16 protein-coding genes are annotated in these 17,997 nt (G+C 28.4%); all 16 read left to right on the top strand.

The window, feature by feature from the left end; all coding sequences use genetic code 11:
* Positions 1-54: 54 nt before the first annotated feature.
* Positions 55-921 carry an orotidine-5'-phosphate decarboxylase gene (gene pyrF, locus CJ192_RS02555; protein ID WP_102197653.1) on the top strand — a complete coding sequence of 289 codons (867 nt, stop codon included), beginning with the start codon at positions 55-57 and terminating at the stop codon, positions 919-921.
* On the top strand, positions 908-1,624 hold the full coding sequence (locus tag CJ192_RS02550) for a dihydroorotate dehydrogenase electron transfer subunit (protein ID WP_102197652.1): 717 nt from the start codon (positions 908-910) through the stop codon (positions 1,622-1,624). The genes pyrF and CJ192_RS02550 overlap by 14 nt, the downstream gene beginning before the upstream one ends.
* Positions 1,624-2,523: a dihydroorotate dehydrogenase gene (locus CJ192_RS02545; protein ID WP_102197651.1), complete on the top strand. Its 900-nt coding sequence runs from the start codon at positions 1,624-1,626 to the stop codon at positions 2,521-2,523. The genes CJ192_RS02550 and CJ192_RS02545 overlap by 1 nt, the downstream gene beginning before the upstream one ends.
* Positions 2,524-2,533: 10 nt before the next feature.
* Positions 2,534-3,103: an orotate phosphoribosyltransferase gene (pyrE, locus tag CJ192_RS02540; protein ID WP_102197650.1), complete on the top strand. Its 570-nt coding sequence runs from the start codon at positions 2,534-2,536 to the stop codon at positions 3,101-3,103.
* A gap of 80 nt (positions 3,104-3,183) precedes the next feature.
* Positions 3,184-3,888: a glucosaminidase domain-containing protein gene (locus CJ192_RS02535; RefSeq protein ID WP_102197649.1), complete on the top strand. Its 705-nt coding sequence runs from the start codon at positions 3,184-3,186 to the stop codon at positions 3,886-3,888.
* 98 nt (positions 3,889-3,986) lie between these two features.
* A complete protein-coding gene (locus CJ192_RS02530) occupies positions 3,987-5,318 on the top strand; it encodes a Mur ligase family protein (protein WP_102197648.1) in 1,332 nt (443 codons plus the stop codon).
* A complete protein-coding gene (locus tag CJ192_RS02525; RefSeq protein WP_004816437.1) occupies positions 5,315-5,965 on the top strand; it encodes a type 1 glutamine amidotransferase in 651 nt (216 codons plus the stop codon). The genes CJ192_RS02530 and CJ192_RS02525 overlap by 4 nt, the downstream gene beginning before the upstream one ends.
* Positions 5,966-6,067: 102 nt before the next feature.
* Complete coding sequence (locus CJ192_RS02520) at positions 6,068-7,717, top strand: formate--tetrahydrofolate ligase (RefSeq protein ID WP_102197647.1); 1,650 nt, start codon at positions 6,068-6,070, stop codon at positions 7,715-7,717.
* Between the two features lie 9 nt (positions 7,718-7,726).
* Complete coding sequence (locus CJ192_RS02515; RefSeq protein ID WP_102197646.1) at positions 7,727-8,044, top strand: YerC/YecD family TrpR-related protein; 318 nt, start codon at positions 7,727-7,729, stop codon at positions 8,042-8,044.
* A gap of 152 nt (positions 8,045-8,196) precedes the next feature.
* Positions 8,197-10,386 carry an ATP-dependent helicase gene (locus CJ192_RS02510; protein WP_102197712.1) on the top strand — a complete coding sequence of 730 codons (2,190 nt, stop codon included), beginning with the start codon at positions 8,197-8,199 and terminating at the stop codon, positions 10,384-10,386.
* 1 nt (position 10,387) lies between these two features.
* Complete coding sequence (gene ligA, locus CJ192_RS02505; RefSeq protein ID WP_102197645.1) at positions 10,388-12,394, top strand: NAD-dependent DNA ligase LigA; 2,007 nt, start codon at positions 10,388-10,390, stop codon at positions 12,392-12,394.
* Positions 12,395-12,673, top strand: a complete 279-nt coding sequence (gatC, locus tag CJ192_RS02500; protein WP_102197644.1) for an Asp-tRNA(Asn)/Glu-tRNA(Gln) amidotransferase subunit GatC — start codon at positions 12,395-12,397, stop codon at positions 12,671-12,673. It abuts the gene before it with no gap.
* A gap of 9 nt (positions 12,674-12,682) precedes the next feature.
* Positions 12,683-14,092 (top strand): Asp-tRNA(Asn)/Glu-tRNA(Gln) amidotransferase subunit GatA, encoded by a 1,410-nt coding sequence (gatA, locus tag CJ192_RS02495; protein ID WP_102197643.1) that lies wholly within the window; start codon positions 12,683-12,685, stop codon positions 14,090-14,092.
* A complete protein-coding gene (gene gatB / locus CJ192_RS02490) occupies positions 14,082-15,503 on the top strand; it encodes an Asp-tRNA(Asn)/Glu-tRNA(Gln) amidotransferase subunit GatB (RefSeq protein ID WP_004813281.1) in 1,422 nt (473 codons plus the stop codon). Before gatA ends, gatB begins: the two co-directional genes overlap by 11 nt.
* 29 nt (positions 15,504-15,532) lie before the next feature.
* A complete protein-coding gene (locus CJ192_RS02485) occupies positions 15,533-16,813 on the top strand; it encodes an amidohydrolase (RefSeq protein ID WP_102197711.1) in 1,281 nt (426 codons plus the stop codon).
* Entirely contained in the window at positions 16,810-17,997 is a 1,188-nt protein-coding gene (locus tag CJ192_RS02480) for an NAD(P)H-hydrate dehydratase (protein WP_102197642.1), read from the top strand. The genes CJ192_RS02485 and CJ192_RS02480 overlap by 4 nt, the downstream gene beginning before the upstream one ends.

The following is a 17,997-nucleotide window of genomic DNA, read 5'->3' as shown; positions in this document are numbered from 1 at the left end:
TTAAATCTTTACAAAAATTTAAAAACTAGAAAGATTAAGAAAGGAATTTTTTTAATGAAATTAATGGAAAGGCTTTATAAGAAGGTAGAAGGAAATGGTTTTGTTTGTGTTGGACTTGATACATCCCTTGACTACATACCTGAAAAAATGAAAGAAAATAAAAATATTTGTGATCAATTATTTGACTTTAACAAGGAGATTATAGATAACACTAAGGATGTTTGTGCAATATATAAAATACAAATAGCCTATTATGAATCATATGGAATAGAGGGAATGAAAGCTTACAAAAAAACTCTATCCTATTTAAGAGAAAATGACCTTTTATCAATTGCAGATGTAAAAAGATCTGATATTGCTCAAAGTGCAAGTCAATACGCCAAAGCTCATTTTTCTGGAGATTTTGAAGCTGATTTTATGACTTTAAACCCATATATGGGAATGGACTCAATTTCTCCTTATTTAGAATTTATAAAAAATAATGACAAGGGAGTATTTGTCCTATTAAGAACATCAAATCCAGGAGCAAATGATTTTGAATGTTTAAAATTAGAAGATGATAGCGAATTATTCTATACCATAGGCGATAAGTTAAAAGAATTAAATGATAAACTTGTAGATGATTCTGGGTATGGTCCAATAGGACTTGTAGTTGGTGCAACTCACAAAGAAGAAGTTGAAAAAATAAGAAAAAGATATAAAAACATGTTTTTCTTAATACCTGGTTTTGGAGCACAAAAAGCAGATTCTTTAAACGTATATAATCTTTTAAACTCTCTAAATGGAGGGGTCGTAAATTCATCTAGGGCTATTCTTAAAAATTATATGAATTATGAGGATGGTCAAGATAAGGTAGGTTTTTATGCAAGAGAAAAATGTATAGAAACAAGAAAGGAAATCCAAGATAATGCAATCTTATAGGGATGCGAAGATAATATTTAATACGAAAATAAAAGATGATATTTATTTTTGTAAGCTAAAAACGAAATTAAATGCTAAACCTGGACAATTTTTTATGTTAAGATGTGACAGTTTTAGAAATTCACCCCTTCTTTCAAGACCCTTTGGAGTATGTGATCAAGATGATGAAACTATGTCTTTTTTGTACCAAGTTAAAGGTGTAGGTACAAAAATTTTAAGTGATTTAAAAGAAGGATCTATAGTAAAATTACTGGGTCCTTTGGGTAAGGGATTTGAAATAAAAAAAGGAAAAAAAGCAGCTATAGTTGCTGGAGGAATTGGAATTGCACCTCTTTTATACCTTGCAAAATCCCTAGATCAAAAAGCAGATTTTTATGCAGGTTTTAGTGATGAGGAATATTTTACAGATTATTTTAATGATTATGTAGAGAAAACAACAGTAACAATTGATAAAAAAGATAAAATCTTTATTACCGATAAAATAGATACAGAAAAATATGATATTATTTATGCCTGCGGTCCAAATCCAATGCTTAAAACTCTTTCAAATAAAAATAAAAATACTGAAATTCAAATTTCTATGGAAGCTCATATGGCTTGTGGAATAGGATCTTGTCTAGGCTGTACGGTTGAAAATTCTAAGGGCGAATTTATAAGAGTTTGTAAAGAAGGCCCTGTATTTGATTCAAAGGAGATTTTCTGATGAGCTTAAAAGTAAATATTTGTGGGGTTGAATTTAAAAATCCAATAATAGCTGCAAGTGGAACTTTTGGTTTTGGAAAAGAATTTGCAGATTATATTGACTTAGATAAACTAGGTGGGATTTCTTCAAAGGGATTAACCTTACATAAGAATTTAGGAAATAAGGGAATTAGAATTTATGAAACTGCTTCTGGAATTATGAATTCAATCGGTTTACAAAACCCTGGAATTGAATATTTTATAAAAGAAGAATTACCATTTTTAGAAAAAAAAGACACAGTAACAATAGCAAATCTTGGCGGTCATAGTATTGATGATTACGTAAAAGGAAGTGAGCTTTTAGATAATACTAGCCTTCCTATTATTGAATTAAATATTTCCTGCCCAAATGTTAAAGAGGGTGGGATGGCTTTTGGAACAGATCCCATGAAAGCTTGTGAAGTAATTGAAAAGGTAAGAAAGACAACAAAAAAAGTATTGATGGTAAAACTATCACCAAATGTTGGAGATATAAAAGAATTTGTAAAAATTGCTGAAAACTCTGGTGCCGATTGTATTTCTTTAGTAAATACCTTTAATGCAATGGCTATAGATGTTGATAATAAAAAAGCGGTTTTTGAAAATAAAACAGCCGGACTTTCTGGCCCATGTATAAAACCAATAGCCTTGAGAATGGTATATGAAGCAAGTAAGGCAACAAGCTTACCAATAATTGGCATGGGTGGAATTTCAAATTATAAAGATTGCTTGGAATTTATTATGGCAGGAGCAAGTGCCGTACAAGTTGGAACAAGTAATTTTGTTGATTTTAATACTATGACGAATATAATTGAAGATTTAGAAACTTATATGAAAAAAGAAAAATTAAATTCATTAGAAGAAATAAGAAATATTATTTAGGAGGAATAGAATGGATAGAACTATAGAATTATTAAAAAAATCAGATGCACTTTTGGAAGGACATTTTTTATTATCAAGTGGTAAACACTCAAAAAAATATATACAATGTGCAAAATTAATTGAAAATCCTGTTTACTGTCAAGAGGTTGCCGAAAAAATTGCCCAAAGAGTAAAAGAAGCCGGAATAAAAGTTGACTTATGTGTAGGACCTGCTATGGGTGGAATAATTATAGCCTATGAAGTTGCAAGAGCCTTAGGTGTAAAGGCAATTTTTACAGAAAGAGTTGATAATATAATGACCTTAAGAAGAGGATTTGATATAAAAGAAGGAACTAATGTAATTATTGTAGAAGATGTTATTACAACAGGTAAATCTTCATTTGAAACAGTAGATGTTGTTAAAAAATACGGGGCAAACGTAAATGCTCTTACTTCTATTGTAAATAGGTCATCAGGTGATGAAATAAATGGTTTGAAATTATTATCAGCTACTAAACTTGATATAGAAACTTTTGATCCTGATAAACTTCCAGAAGATTTAAAAGACACTCCAGCTGTAAAACCTGGTTCTAGAAAATAAGATTTGCAAGAAAGCACAAGGAATGATATAATAATTGTAACAGTTTTGTTACTATTTACATATCAAAAAAAGGATGAGAAATGATAAAAAATAAAAATCTTAAAATATCATTTTTATCTCTTTTAGCAATAATCCTTGTGCTTGTTCTATCAACAGGACTAGAAGGATCGTCTTTTGCTGCAAAAAATAAGGACAAAAGAGATAATTTGATTGGTGGAGTAAATGAAATTAGCAATGAAACTTTAAGTTTAAAACAATCTAGATTAAAAAGATTTGAAAAATTAGAAAAAGATTTAGAAGAATTAAAAAATAATGATTCTGATAAAATTAGTAAAAATTCAATGTTATATTTAACAAATAAGACTAATTTAACAGCAGAAGAGCTTGAATATGGTCTTAAAAACACTAATTTACAAGGTCTTGGAAAAGATTTTAAAAAAGCTGAAGAAAAAAATGGAGTAAATGCTATTTTACTTATGGCCATGGCAAAACATGAAACGGGAAATGGACATTCATATCTTGCTAAAGAAAAAAATAATCTTTTTGGTTTTAATGCTATTGACCAAGATCCAATAAATTCAGCAACTAAATTTAAAGATAAGGGTGAGTCAATAGCTCATGTAGCTAAATTTCTAAAAGAAAATTATTTAAGTGAAAAAGGAAAATATTATAATGGAATTTCTACAAAAGCTATAGGAAAACTTTATGCAAGTGATCCAGAATGGTCTGATAAGGTTGATTATATGATGATAGAAGTTTCCAAAAATATAATTTCTGAAAAATAGACTACAACACATAAGTTGTAGCCTATTTTTTTGCATATTTTTAAATTATTTTTAAAAGACAATAGACTAAGTGACTGATTTTCTGTTATAATTTTTTCATGAGTATAAAAGAAAATTTAATTATAAAAGTTGCAAAACTTAGTAGATTTTTACTAAAAATTACAAACCATAAGGCAACAAGCCTTCCTGGTAAAATTGCTTATAATCTCGATAAGGATATTTTAAAAACTTTAAGCGAAAATACCAAATTTATATTTGTAACAGGAACAAATGGAAAGACAATGACGACACATTTTATTTCTAATATTTTAAGAAATCATTACAATCATGTTTTTACAAATGATTCAGGTTCAAATATGATACAAGGCATAATAACAAGCTTATTGGATAATGATAAAAATGAAAATACAGTAGCAGTCTTGGAGGTAGATGAGGCTAATCTAGTTAGGGTAAGCAAATTTTTAAAACCAGATTACGTAGTTTTGACAAATATTTTTAGAGATCAAATGGATAGGTTTGGGGAAATCTATAATGTTTATAAGAAAATATTAAGTGGTCTTGAAGATTTAGATAATGTAAAAATAATTGCTAATGGAGATCTTCCGATTTTTTCCTATGATTCATTAAAGAATTATAAACCTATTTATTATGGGATCAGGGAAGATAATAAGATTTCTAATTCTTACAATTTAGATGCAGAATTTAATAGTGATGGAATTTTATGTCCAAAATGTAATAGTGTTTTAAAATATGACTTGGTAAATTATTCTTCTCTTGGAGACTTTTCTTGTCCAACTTGTGATTTTCATTCTCCTAAATTAGATTATAGGATTAATGAAATAATAAGTATGGAGGCGAATTTTTCTAAATTTATAGTTAATGGTAAGGAGTACGAAACGCAAATTGGTGGATTTTATAATATATATAATGCCCTAAGCGCAATTTCTTTAGCAAATGAATTAGAAATTCCCTATGATAAAATATATAATGGTTTGAAATTACAAGAGCATGTTTTTGGTAGGCAAGAAGTTATTGATATAGAAGGTAAGGAAATAGTTATTAACCTAGTTAAAAATCCAACTGGACTAAACCAAATTATAAATCTAATGCTTCTTGAGGATAAGCCAATTAGTCTATATTGCATTTTAAATGATAATTATGCTGATGGTAAAGATGTATCTTGGATATACGATTCATATTATGAGAAATTAAAAATATTAGATATAAAATCTATAAAAGTATCGGGAATCAGAAAGGCTGATATGAAAAGAAGACTTGAAATAGCAGATATTTTTGATGGCGAAATTAAAGAATTTGATTATGAAGATGAAATTTTTGAAAAAATAAAAAAAGAATCAAGTAATAAAATATATATTCTTTCAACATATACAGCTATGCTTAGACTAAGAGAGGTATTAAAACTCAAATGATTATAAATATTTGTCATTTATATGGAAATTTATTAAATACTTATGGAGACGTTGGAAATGTAATGGCCTTAAAATATTTTGCCCAAAAAAAAGGTCACCAAGTAAATGTAGATGTAGTTAGCTTAAAAGATGATTTTGACTATAAGAAATATGACTTTGTATTTTTTGGTGGAGGTCAAGATTATGAACAATCAATTGTTGAAAAAGATTTGGAAGATAAAAAAGAAAATATAGTAAAATATATAGAAAATAATGGACTTTTCCTGGCAATTTGTGGGGGCTATCAATTGATGGGTCAATATTATTATGATGCCTATGATAATAAAATTGAGGGACTTAAAATTTTTGATTATTATACAAAAAATCAAGAAAATGCAAATAGATTTGTAGGAAATATTGAGATTAAAGATAATAAAAACGGTCAAATTTATCGAGGTTTTGAAAATCACGGTGGAGTAACTTTTTTAAAGAAGAAGGAAAATGCCTTTGCCAGTGTAATAGAAGGAAATGGAAACAATGGAGAAGATAAAACAGAAGGATTTAGATATAAGAATACTTTTGCTTCATACCTACATGGGCCACTTCTAGCTAGGAATGAAAATCTGGTAAATACTTTCCTAGATATTATAGAAAATAATAAAAGTTAATTAATAAATTTTAATTCACTTTAATAAACTATTGCACTACATGCAAATAGTTGATATAATGTATCTGAAAAGCAAAATATATAGTAAATTATAGGAGTTTAAATGAAAAAAGATATTGAAATTGCAAGAGAAGCTGATATCAAAGATATAGATCAGATAGCTGCTTATCTTGGAATTGATGATTATGAAAAGTACGGAAAATATAAGGCGAAAATTAAACCAAATTTTGACAAGAAATCAGATTCAAAACTTGTTTTAGTAACTGCTATATCTCCAACACCTTTTGGTGAGGGAAAAACTACCATGAATATTGCCTTATCAATGGGACTTAATAAGTTAGGTAAAAAATCTATTTCTGTTTTAAGGGAGCCATCTTTGGGACCATCTTTTGGTATCAAAGGGGGAGCTTGTGGAGCAGGTTATTCTCAAGTTATACCAATGGAAGATATTAACCTACACTTTACTGGAGATTTTCACGCAATAACAAGTGCCGTAAATTTGGTAGCTGCAATGATTGACAATCATATTTATCAAGGAAATGAAAAAAATATTGATTTGAATAATATTGTCTGGAAAAGGTGCGTTGACTTAAATGATAGGGCGCTAAGAGAAGTTGTAGTAGGTCTTGGTAAAAAAACTAATGGTATAGTAAGGCAAGATGGTTTTGATATAACAGTTGCAACTGAAATGATGGCTGTATTTTGTCTAAGCAATGACCTATTTGACTTTAAGAAAAAAGTATCAAAAATGATAGTTGCTTATGATTATGAAGGTAATGCTGTTACAGTTGATGATATTAAAGCAACAGGCCCAGTTTGTGTTTTAATGAAAGATGCCTTAAAGCCAAATTTATGTCAAACTTTAGAAAATACACCAGCTATAATTCATGGAGGTCCTTTTGCAAATATAGCTCATGGTTGTAATTCTATAATCGCTACAAAAACTGCTCTTTCTATTTCAGATTTTGCAGTAACAGAAGCAGGATTTGGAGCTGACCTTGGTGCTGAAAAATTCTATGATATAAAATGCAGAAAAGCTGACCTAAAACCAAATATGACTGTTGTAGTGGCAACTATAAGAGCTTTGAAATATCATGGTGGTCAAGATTTAAAAAATATCGACCAAGAAAATATTGAAAGTCTCAAAAAAGGTTTCAAAAATTTACAAACTCACCTTGAAAATCTAAAAAAATTCTCAAACAATATTGTTGTTGCAATCAATAAATTTGATCAAGATACTCAAGAAGAATTAGATACCTTAAAAAATCTTGTTGAATACTTATCCTTAAAAGCGTTTGAATGTGATGTTTATCATAAGGGCAGCCAAGGATGTCTAGATATATGTGAATATATAATAGAAAATAGCAAAAATGACAATGACTTCAAAGTATTGTATGATGAAAATTTACCAATCGAAGAAAAGATTGAAATAATTGCAAAAGAAATTTATAGGGCAAGTGGGGTTAATTATTCAAAAAAAGCCTTAAACGAAATTAAGAGAATTAATAAATTAAATTCAAATAATTTACCAATATGTATTGCTAAAACTCAATATTCACTTTCTGACGATCCTAAAAATTTAAATCCAGATAGCGAATATGAGATTACAATCAATGATATAAGATTAAATCAAGGAGCAGGCTTTATAGTAGCTCTAACTCAAAATATCTTAACCATGCCAGGACTTCCAAAAAGACCTGCTGCATATGATATAGATATTGATGATCATGGAAATATCATTGGATTATTTTAGGAGATAATAATGACAGATTCAAAATTACAAAGCAAAGATTTAGACGAATTTTTTGACGCAATATTGATGTTAAAAGATATAGACGAATGTTACAAATTTTTTGAAGATGCTTGTACAGCTAGAGAGCTTCAATCAATTTCACAAAGATTGCAAGTTGCAAAACTATTAAAAATTAGAAAAACTTATAGTGAAATCGAAGAACAAACTGGAGCATCAACAGCGACAATTTCAAGAGTTAATAGGTCCCTACATTACGGAACAGATGGATATGATCTAGTTTTAGAAAAACTTATAGCAAATAATCTAAAAGAAGAAAAAAATAAGTAAAAGTAGTAGAAACGAATTTATCTTTATTGATAAGTTCGTTTTTTTAATATTTCATTTATTAAAATAATTAGTAATTTAATATTGTATTATCCGTAAACCTTAGAATACTTATGCACTTGTGGTATAATTAATAGGATGAAAGGAAGTGAATGATGGACTTATCTAATTTAAATGATAAACAAAAAGAAGCAGTTTTACATGAGAAAGGACCTTTACTTGTAGTTGCAGGAGCTGGTAGTGGAAAAACAAGAGTTCTAACAACTAGTATTTCTTATTTGATTAAGGAAAAATTTGTAAATCCAACTAATATATTGGCTATTACCTTTACTAATAAGGCTGCAAATGAAATGAAAGAAAGAATATCAAATCTTTTAAATGAAGATGTTTCTCACTTATGGATTGGTACATTTCACTCCATTTGTGCAAGAATACTTAGGATGAATATTAACAAAATTGGATATGACAATAATTTCACCATATACGATACAAATGATCAAAAAACTTTGGTAAAAGAAATAATTAAAGATTTAAATTACAAGGATGAAATAAGCCCAAAAGAAGCTTTAAATGTAATTAGCTTTTGTAAAAATAAATCTATAAGTCCAGAGGAGTTTTTAAATATAAACACTTTCTATGCCAAACAAGAAGAATATTATAAGATATACAAAAATTATGAAAAAAAGAAATTTGAATATAATTCTTTAGACTTTGATGATTTAATCTTAAAAACATTGGATTTATTTGCAATTGACCCTGATACTTTAAAATATTATCAAAATAAGTTTGAGTATGTATATGTGGATGAGTATCAAGATACCAATAAGAGCCAATACGAATTAATAAAGGCAATAGGAAAATTACACAATAACATAACGGTAGTTGGAGATGCAGACCAATCAATTTATAGTTTTAGAGGAGCTGACATTAATAACATTTTAGATTTTGAAAAAGATTTTAAAAATGCTAAAACTATAAAACTTGAACAAAATTATAGGTCAACTTCTAATATTATAAATGTAGCAAATAAACTTATAAGAAATAACACTGAAAGAAAAGATAAAAATTTATGGACATCTCAAAATGATGGATCTGAAGTTTTGTACAAGAAATCATCAGTAGAATCAGAAGAAGGAAAATTTGTAATAGACGAAATTAATTCTTTACTAAATGATGGATATAAGTTAAAAGATATGGCGATTTTATATAGGATGAATGCTCAGTCAAGAATTTTTGAAGAATATCTTATGAAAAATCTTTTAGATTATAAGGTTGTAGGTGGTCTTAAGTTTTATGATAGAAAGGAAATAAAAGATTTAATTTCTTATCTTAAAGTTCTAGTTAATCCTAAAGATGATATAAGCTTAAAAAGGATTATTAATGAGCCAAAAAAGGGAATTGGAAATAAAACTATTGAGAATTTAGAAAAAGAAGCAAGTAAACTGGGCTTTTCATTAACAGAGCTTGTTTGCGATCCTTCTCTATTTTCTAATCTTCCTACTAAGTTAAAAACTTCGTGTGAAAAATTCTATAACCCCCTATCTGAAATCTTTGATAATTATAAGGATTATAAAATAGTTGATTTGATCGAAGAAGTTTTAGATAAGAGTGGATATATAAAAGCTTTAGAAGAATCTTATTCTGTTGAAAATAGGTCGAGAATTGACAATTTAAATGAATTTATTTCTTCAGCAGCAGAATACGAATCAAATAATCCTGATGATAATATACACGACTATCTAGAAAATTTATCTCTTTTATCAGACCTTGATAAAACAGAAGAAAGTGATGATTCAATATCCTTAATGACAATCCACTCTGCAAAGGGGCTTGAATTTAAGGTATGTTTTGTTGTTGGGATGGATGATGGATTATTTCCATCAAAAAGATCTATAGATGAGGGAAACATCGAAGAAGAAAGAAGACTATGCTATGTTGCTATTACAAGGGCTATGGAAAAATTGTATTTATCTAGTGCTGAAATAAGAAGACAATTTGGTCAGGCTGTATATTATAAGCCTTCTAGGTTCTTAAGTGAAATAAAATCATCTATAAAGCAAATTGACCAAGACAAAACTTCAGCCTACTCTCCTTATGTAAAGATGAGAAGTAACGAGGCTTATATGAGAGATAAGGCAAGAGAAAGTGTTTTGAAGAAAAACACTGTTAAGCAATCATCAAAAGAGGAATTTAGTATTGGGGATAAAATAGTCCACACTAAATGGGGAGAAGGCATGATAGTTCAAATAAAAAAATCTGATGATGGCAATGAACTTGTTGTAGCCTTTGATAAAAAAGGATTGAAAAAACTTAATCAAGATTATGCACCAATAAAAAGGATATAAGATGGATAGCAAAGATAAAATAAAAATAGATGAATTAATAGATAAGATTAATGAATTAAATTATCAATATTATACCTTAGATGAACCTATAGTTTCTGATGGTGAATATGATAAGTTATACGACGAGCTTAGAGAACTTGAGAATTCTACTGGCTATATCAATGCTTTTTCTCCAACTCAAAGAGTTGGGGGAACAATCTTAGATAAGTTTGAAAAGCACTTTCATATTACAAGACTATATTCCCAAGATAAATCTCAAAACATAGATCAGTTAAAAGATTGGATTATAAGGACTAAGAAATTAAGAGACCAATATAATAATAGTCATGATGATAAGTTAGAGAAATTAGAATTTCTTACAGAATATAAATTTGATGGTCTAACTATAAACTTAACCTATGAGAATGGATTATTAAAAACAGCATCAACTAGGGGTAACGGTATTGTTGGAGAAGATGTTACAAAACAAGTTTTAACAATTCCAACCATTCCAACAAAGATAAAAGAAAAGTCTCTGCTTGAAATTCAAGGAGAAGCCGTTATGCCCTTATCAAGCCTTAAAAAATATAACGAAGAAAATGAAATTCCATTAAAAAACGCAAGAAATGCAGCTGCGGGTGCTATTAGGAACCTAGATACTAGTCAAACTAGAAAAAGAAATTTAAAGGCTTATTTTTATCAAATTTCTACTAACTCTTTAGATTTTAAAACTGAAGAAGATAAGTTGAATTTTTTAAAAGAACAAAAATTACCAGTGTACCCTTACAAAAAATTAATTAAAAATTTTGATGAAATAGTTAAAGAAATTGATTATATAAAAGAAGAAAGACATCATATTGATGTTTTGACAGATGGGGTAGTTATAAAGGTAAATGATGTTAAAACGCAGAAAGTTTTGGGCTACACAAATAAATTTCCAAGATGGTCAATAGCTTATAAGTATGATCCTGAAGAATACACAACAAAACTTTTAGATGTTGTTTGGAATGTAGGAAGAACAGGAAAAGTTACCCCATCAGCAATTTTGGAGCCTGTAGATTTTTCGGGAGTTACGGTACAAAGAGCAACCTTAAATAATTATGATGATATTTTAAGAAAGAAAGTAAAGATTGGATCACAAGTATTTATAAGAAGGTCTAATGATGTAATCCCTGAAATTTTGGGAGTTGTTGATGAAAACCAAGAAAATACAGTAGAAATTAAAAAGCCAACAAAGTGTCCTTATTGTCACAGCGAATTGATTGAGGGAAATGTTCATATTTATTGTCCAAACTCTATTTCTTGTACCCCTCAATTAAAGGCAAGGATGGTACATTTTGCATCTAGAGATGCAATGGATATAGAAGGTTTATCTGAAAAAACTGTTGAATTATTTATCAATGAGCTAGATATTAAAGAGATTTATGATTTATATGATTTAAAATATGAAGATTTAATAAACTTGGAATCATTTAAAGAAAAAAAGACAAATAACTTGTTGCAGGCTATAGAAAATAGTAAGAAATGCGACTTAAATCACTTTATTTATGCCATTGGCATACCAAATGTTGGTGTCAAAACGGCAAGAGACTTATCTGAGAAATATAAATCTTTAGAAAATTTAAGAAATGCTAAAGAAGATAACTTAGTTGAAGTAGAAGATATTGGCGAAAAAACATCTCATGATATAGTTGAATTTTTTAATGATAAAAATATAAAAGAGTCAATAGATAAATTACTTGAAAAAGGTATTAAAATTAAAGAAATCGAAGAAAGTGAAGTATCTAACTCCTTAGAAGGGATGAAGATTGTAATTACTGGCAGTATTGAAAATTACAAAAGAAATGATATTAAGAAACTTATACTAGACCATAAAGGAGATGTTTCTTCTTCTGTTTCTAAAAATACAGATCTTGTTTTATGTGGAGAGAAACCAGGAAGTAAAAAAGAAAAAGCAGACCAGTTAGGTATAAAAATTTTAGAAAATGAAGAATTATTTGAATTTATAAAAAATTTAGAGGAGGATTAAATGGATAAAAATGAAGTTTTTAGAATTTATAAACTAGCAAATCTTGATTTATCTAACCAAGATGTAGAATTAATTTCTAATAAGTATAATAAGATTTTAGATTTTATTGACCATATTTTTGATGTTGATTGCAAAGATGTGAAAATGACTGAAATGTTAGACAATCACAAGGCTATTTTAAGAGAAGATGTACCAGGAAAATCTCTTGATAGAGAAGATGCTCTAAAAAATGCTAAAGATACCGAATATGGTTATTTTAGGTTGGATTGGAAACTTTAAGGAGCAAGTATGGATATTAAAGAAACAATTAATAAATTTAAAAATAATGAGATTTCAGTATATGAAAATACAAAAAACATCTTAGATAAGATAAAAAATGACCAATACAATGCCTATATTTCTATAAATGAGAAAGATAGTTTAGAAAGGGCAAAGTATTTAGATGAAAAATTAAAAAATAAAGAAGAATTAGGTTCATTATTTGGAATAGCAGTTAGCGTAAAAGACAACATTTCTTACAAAAATATGAAAATGACCTGTGCTTCAAAAATGCTAGAAGATTTTAATCCTGTTTTCAATGCAAAAGTAGTCGAAAATCTTTTAAAGGAAGATGCGATTATTATTGCAAAAACAAATATGGATGAATTTGCAATGGGAGGATCAGGAGAAACATCATACTTTGGTCCAATAAAAAATCCCTTAGATGAAAATTTAATTCCGGGTGGATCTTCTTCAGGCTCAGCGGTAAGTGTTGCAAAAGGAGATGTACTAGTATCACTTGGAACAGATACTGGTGGATCAGTAAGACAACCTGCAAGTTATTGCAATATTATAGGATATAAACCAACATATTCTTTGATGAGCAGGTCTGGAGTTGTTTCAATGGCTAATAGTTTGGACCAAGTATCATTTTTTGCTAAAGACGTAAAAGATTTAAGAACAATAGCTAACACATGTCAATCTCCAGATAAATTTGATATGACATCCTGTCTTGAAAAATATGAATATAATGAAGAAAATTTTGATTTTTCAGGAAAGAAAATTGCAGTTATCAAAAATGAAAATAATATTTATAATTTAGATAAAGAAGTTGAAGATGATTATAAACACGCAATAGAAATTTTAAAAGAATTGGGAGCTGAAATTATTCCTATTGATTTAAAATATTCTAAATATGCAAATGAAGTTTATAATGTAGTAATGAGTTCAGAAGTTTCAAGCAACCTATCAAGATTTGATGGTATAAGATTTGGTCATCAAACTGATGAATACAAAAATGTTGAAGAATTATTTATTAAAAATAGGTCAGAAGGCTTTGGAGAAAATGTTCAAAGAAGAATAGCTCTTGGAACAATGTATCTTTCAAGCGAAGATGATCAAAGAATTTATAAACAAGGATTAAAGTTAAGGACATTAATCGTTGAAGAATTTAAAGAAATCTTCAAAAATTATGATCTTTTGATAACACCAACTACTGTAGATTTACCATCTAAATTAGGAATATATGTTGATGATCCTTTAAAGGACTTTACTTCAGATATTTTTAATGTTTGTGTCAATTTAACTGGATTTTGTGGAGTATCTATTCCAGTTAGAAAGGGAATATCTGGAAGTATTCAAATTATTGGAGATAGGTTTAAAGATAATGATATTATAAATGCTTGTGAAACTTTCGAAAGGAAAATAAATGAAGACTAGAACTATTATAGGATTAGAAATTCACGTAGAATTATCTACAAAAACAAAAATGTTTTGTTCCTGTAAAAATGAATTCGGTGCTGTACCAAATACAAATACATGTCCAATTTGTTTAGGTCATCCAGGAACTTTACCTTTGATAAATAAGGAAGCTGTAAGATATGCAATAAAAGCAGGTCTAGCTTTAGATTGTGAAATTAGACAAAGTATGAAAATGGATAGAAAAAAATATTTCTACCCAGATCTTGTAAAGGGATATCAAATAACTCAACAAGATGAACCTTATGCTATCGGTGGCCATATTATTTTAAGTGATGGAGATGAAATAAGGTTAAATTCAATTCATATGGAAGAAGATACAGCAAAGTCAAATCACGATGAGAATAACAACACCCTAATGGACTATAATAGGGCAGGTCTTCCACTAATAGAAATTGTAACTGAGCCAGATATGAAATCAGCCAAACAAGCTAAAGAATTTGTAGAAAAATTAGCCCAAACTCTAAGATTTTTAGACGTGTCAGATTGTATAATGGCAGAAGGTCAAATGCGTTGTGATGTAAATATAAACTTAGAAAATCTTGAAACAGGCGAAAGAACTGCAATTTCAGAGATTAAGAACTTAAACTCTATAAAAGCCATCGAAGATGCCTTATTATTTGAAACTGATAGGCACAAAAAAATGCTAGAAAATGGAGAAAAATCTGTAAAGGAAACAAGAAGATGGGACGATGATTCTCAATCTACAATTTCTATGAGAACAAAAGAAACTGCAAATGACTATAGATTTTCTATAGAAGCAGATATTCCAAGGATTGAACTAAGCAAAGAATTTATTGATGAAATAAAGAATAATTTACCAGAATTACCAGAAGCAAAAGCAAAAAGGTATATTAAAGAATACAAACTTTCAGATTATGATGCAGGTCTTTTGTCAAATGATAGGAAATTAGCTGATTTATTTGAAAAAACAAATGAAATAGTAAAAAATCCTAAAGAAGTTTCAAATTGGATACTAACAGAATTATCTAGAAGACTTAATGAAAGTGAAATTGAAGCAGATCAAATGAATTTATCTATTGAAAATTTTGCTAAGTTAATTAATTTAGTTTTAGATAATAAAATAAATAATAATGTTGGTAAGAAACTATTAAGAGAAATCTTTGAATCAAATGAAGATCCTGAAAAGCTTTCAAAAGAAAGAAACTTACTTCAAATTTCTGATGAAAATTTCTTAGAAGATATTGTCAAAGAAGTCTTAGAAGAAAACCAACAATCTGTTGAAGATATTAAAAATGGTAAAGATAGGGCCTTTGGATTTTTGGTGGGTCAATGTATGAAAAAAACCAAAGGAAAAGCCAATCCACAACAAGTAAATGCATTGTTGAAAGAAAGAATAGGAGAAATTTAAGAGCAGGCCTTGTGCTGCTCTTATTTATTATGAATATATTAATTGAAAATGTTAAAATCCTCACAATGGCAGATGGGGAAGTAATAAAAAATGGAAATATTTATATAGAAGATAGAAAAATAAAAAAAATAAGTAAGGAGAAAATTGGATTTTCATATGATAAAAAAATCGATGGAGAAAATTTTCTTGCTATGCCAGGCTTTATAAATGCCCATACCCACGTTGGGATGAGTTTATTTAGAAACTATAGTGATGATGTTGAACTTATGGATTGGCTAAATAATAAAATATGGCCACTAGAAGATAAGTTAACTGAAAAAGATGTTTACTGGGCTTCTTTATTATCACAAGCTGAAATGATAATGACAGGAACAACAACTTTTGCGGATATGTATTACTACGAAGATCAAACTATAGAAGCTTTAGAGAAATCTAAAATGAGAGCACAAATTTCAAGAGGATTAACTCTTGAAGATGAAAATTTTTCTAAAATTAGAGAAAATATTGATCTTTATAAAAAATATGAAAATAGTCAAGATGGAAGAATAAATATTGCTTTAGGTCCTCATGCTGTTTATACAACAGATAAAAACTATTTGAAAGAAATATCCAAAGTTTCTAAAAAATATAATATTCCAATTCATATCCACCTATCTGAAACAAAAATTGAAAATGATGACTGCATAAAAAGATTTGGCCAAAGTCCAACAGAAGTTTTTGAAGAATGTGGTATATTTGAAAATAAAACAATTGCAGCTCATGGGGTCCACTTATCTGATAGGGATTTAGAAATCTTGTCAAAATATGATGTTTCTGTAGTCCATAATCCTTCAAGTAACTTAAAACTATCATCAGGATTCTTAGATTGCACCAGAGTTATTAATAAAGGAATTAACTTAGCTATTGGAACAGATTCTTCAGCGAGTAATAATAATTTATCCATGCTAAAAGAAATTTCAATAGCATCCTTAGTGTCTAAGTATAAGGATCCCAAAAATTTAAGAGCCTATGATGTTTTGAAAATGGCAACAATTAATGGGGCAAAAGCTCTAGGCATAGACAAAGAAACTGGTAGTTTAGAAGAAGGAAAGTTAGCAGATATTATTTTGATTGATTTAAATAACCCAAACCATACTCCACAAAATAACCTTATATCATCATTATCATATTCAACATTTGATACTGATGTTTCATATGTAATAATAAATGGCGAATTGGTATATGATAATAAAAAATTTGTTAATTTAGATATAGAAGAAATAATGAAAAATTCAAAACTAGCCTTCGATAGTTTAAGGAAAAGAAAATGATAGGAATAGATATAGTAAATATAGAAAAATTAAAAAATAAATTAGAAAAAAATAATTTTGATAGTAAAATATTTACTGATAATGAAATTCATTATTCTAGAAAAAAAGAAAATTCTATTCAAACTTTTGCTGGTATATTTGCAGCAAAAGAAGCTATAATTAAGGCTTACAACCTTAATTTAGCCTACATATTAAGAAAAAAAATTGAAATTAAACACATAAATAATAAGCCAGAAATATATATAAATGGTAAAAAATCAAAAGCTTCTCTTAGCATAAGTCATGATGGAAATTACGCTGTAGCTGTTTGTACAAAAAATGATGAAATTTTTAAAATAGACAATGACATAAAAAATTTAATAAAAAAAAGGCCAGAGTTTGGTCATAAGGGAGATTTTGGAAAAGTTGCCGTAATTGGTGGCAAAAAAGGAATGGCAGGTTCCGTTTATATGTCATCACTCGCTTCACTAAGGTCAGGTGCTGGACTTTCATATATAATATGTCCTTCATCAATTTCAGATATTTTACAAATAAAGTCAACAGAAAGTATAATAGAAGAAGTAGATTGTGATTATTTTTATAATGAAATAAATATAGTAGATAAAATTTTAGACTTAAGCAAAGATAAAGATGCAATAGCTATTGGACCAGGTATGGGCAAAGGAAAGGATTTAAATCAATTAGTTAAAGCAATTTTAGATAATTACCATAATAAAATTGTTATTGATGCTGATGGACTTAACTCTCTTAAAAATGATATTCATATAATTAATGGAAAAGAAAATATAGTCTTAACACCACACGAAATGGAATTTTCAAGAATTTCAAGACTTCCATTATCATATATTAAAAAAAATAGGGAAAAAGTAGCAGTTGATTTTGCAAAAAAACATAAAGTTATTTTGGTTTTAAAGGGAAAAAATACAATCGTAACAGATGGAAATAGATTATACATAAATAGTTCAGGAAACTCTGGTATGGCGACAGCTGGAAGTGGTGATGTGCTTACCGGGATATTACTTTCTAATCTTTGTCTTATGGATACCTTTGAGGCTGCTGTTTTTTCAGTTTATATGCATGGTTTAGCTGGAGATATTTACGCAAAAAATAATTGTGAAGATTCTTTAATTGCTAGTGATATTATAGAAAATTTACCAAAAGCCTACAGGTTAATGAGGTGTTAA

This window comes from Anaerococcus hydrogenalis (assembly GCF_002871895.1).
Classification (GTDB): domain Bacteria; phylum Bacillota; class Clostridia; order Tissierellales; family Peptoniphilaceae; genus Anaerococcus; species Anaerococcus hydrogenalis.
The sequence above is the reverse complement of the archived record's forward strand: the minus strand, read 5'-3'. Positions and strand labels throughout refer to the sequence as shown.

Coding starts and splice junctions, on each gene's coding strand:
- pyrF (WP_102197653.1), top strand. CDS start 55: ATGAAATTAATGGAAAGGCTTTATAAGAAGGTAGAAGGAAATGGTTTT.
- CJ192_RS02550 (WP_102197652.1), top strand. CDS start 908: ATGCAATCTTATAGGGATGCGAAGATAATATTTAATACGAAAATAAAA.
- CJ192_RS02545 (WP_102197651.1), top strand. CDS start 1,624: ATGAGCTTAAAAGTAAATATTTGTGGGGTTGAATTTAAAAATCCAATA.
- pyrE (WP_102197650.1), top strand. CDS start 2,534: ATGGATAGAACTATAGAATTATTAAAAAAATCAGATGCACTTTTGGAA.
- CJ192_RS02535 (WP_102197649.1), top strand. CDS start 3,184: ATGATAAAAAATAAAAATCTTAAAATATCATTTTTATCTCTTTTAGCA.
- CJ192_RS02530 (WP_102197648.1), top strand. CDS start 3,987: ATGAGTATAAAAGAAAATTTAATTATAAAAGTTGCAAAACTTAGTAGA.
- CJ192_RS02525 (WP_004816437.1), top strand. CDS start 5,315: ATGATTATAAATATTTGTCATTTATATGGAAATTTATTAAATACTTAT.
- CJ192_RS02520 (WP_102197647.1), top strand. CDS start 6,068: ATGAAAAAAGATATTGAAATTGCAAGAGAAGCTGATATCAAAGATATA.
- CJ192_RS02515 (WP_102197646.1), top strand. CDS start 7,727: ATGACAGATTCAAAATTACAAAGCAAAGATTTAGACGAATTTTTTGAC.
- CJ192_RS02510 (WP_102197712.1), top strand. CDS start 8,197: ATGGACTTATCTAATTTAAATGATAAACAAAAAGAAGCAGTTTTACAT.
- ligA (WP_102197645.1), top strand. CDS start 10,388: ATGGATAGCAAAGATAAAATAAAAATAGATGAATTAATAGATAAGATT.
- gatC (WP_102197644.1), top strand. CDS start 12,395: ATGGATAAAAATGAAGTTTTTAGAATTTATAAACTAGCAAATCTTGAT.
- gatA (WP_102197643.1), top strand. CDS start 12,683: ATGGATATTAAAGAAACAATTAATAAATTTAAAAATAATGAGATTTCA.
- gatB (WP_004813281.1), top strand. CDS start 14,082: ATGAAGACTAGAACTATTATAGGATTAGAAATTCACGTAGAATTATCT.
- CJ192_RS02485 (WP_102197711.1), top strand. CDS start 15,533: ATGAATATATTAATTGAAAATGTTAAAATCCTCACAATGGCAGATGGG.
- CJ192_RS02480 (WP_102197642.1), top strand. CDS start 16,810: ATGATAGGAATAGATATAGTAAATATAGAAAAATTAAAAAATAAATTA.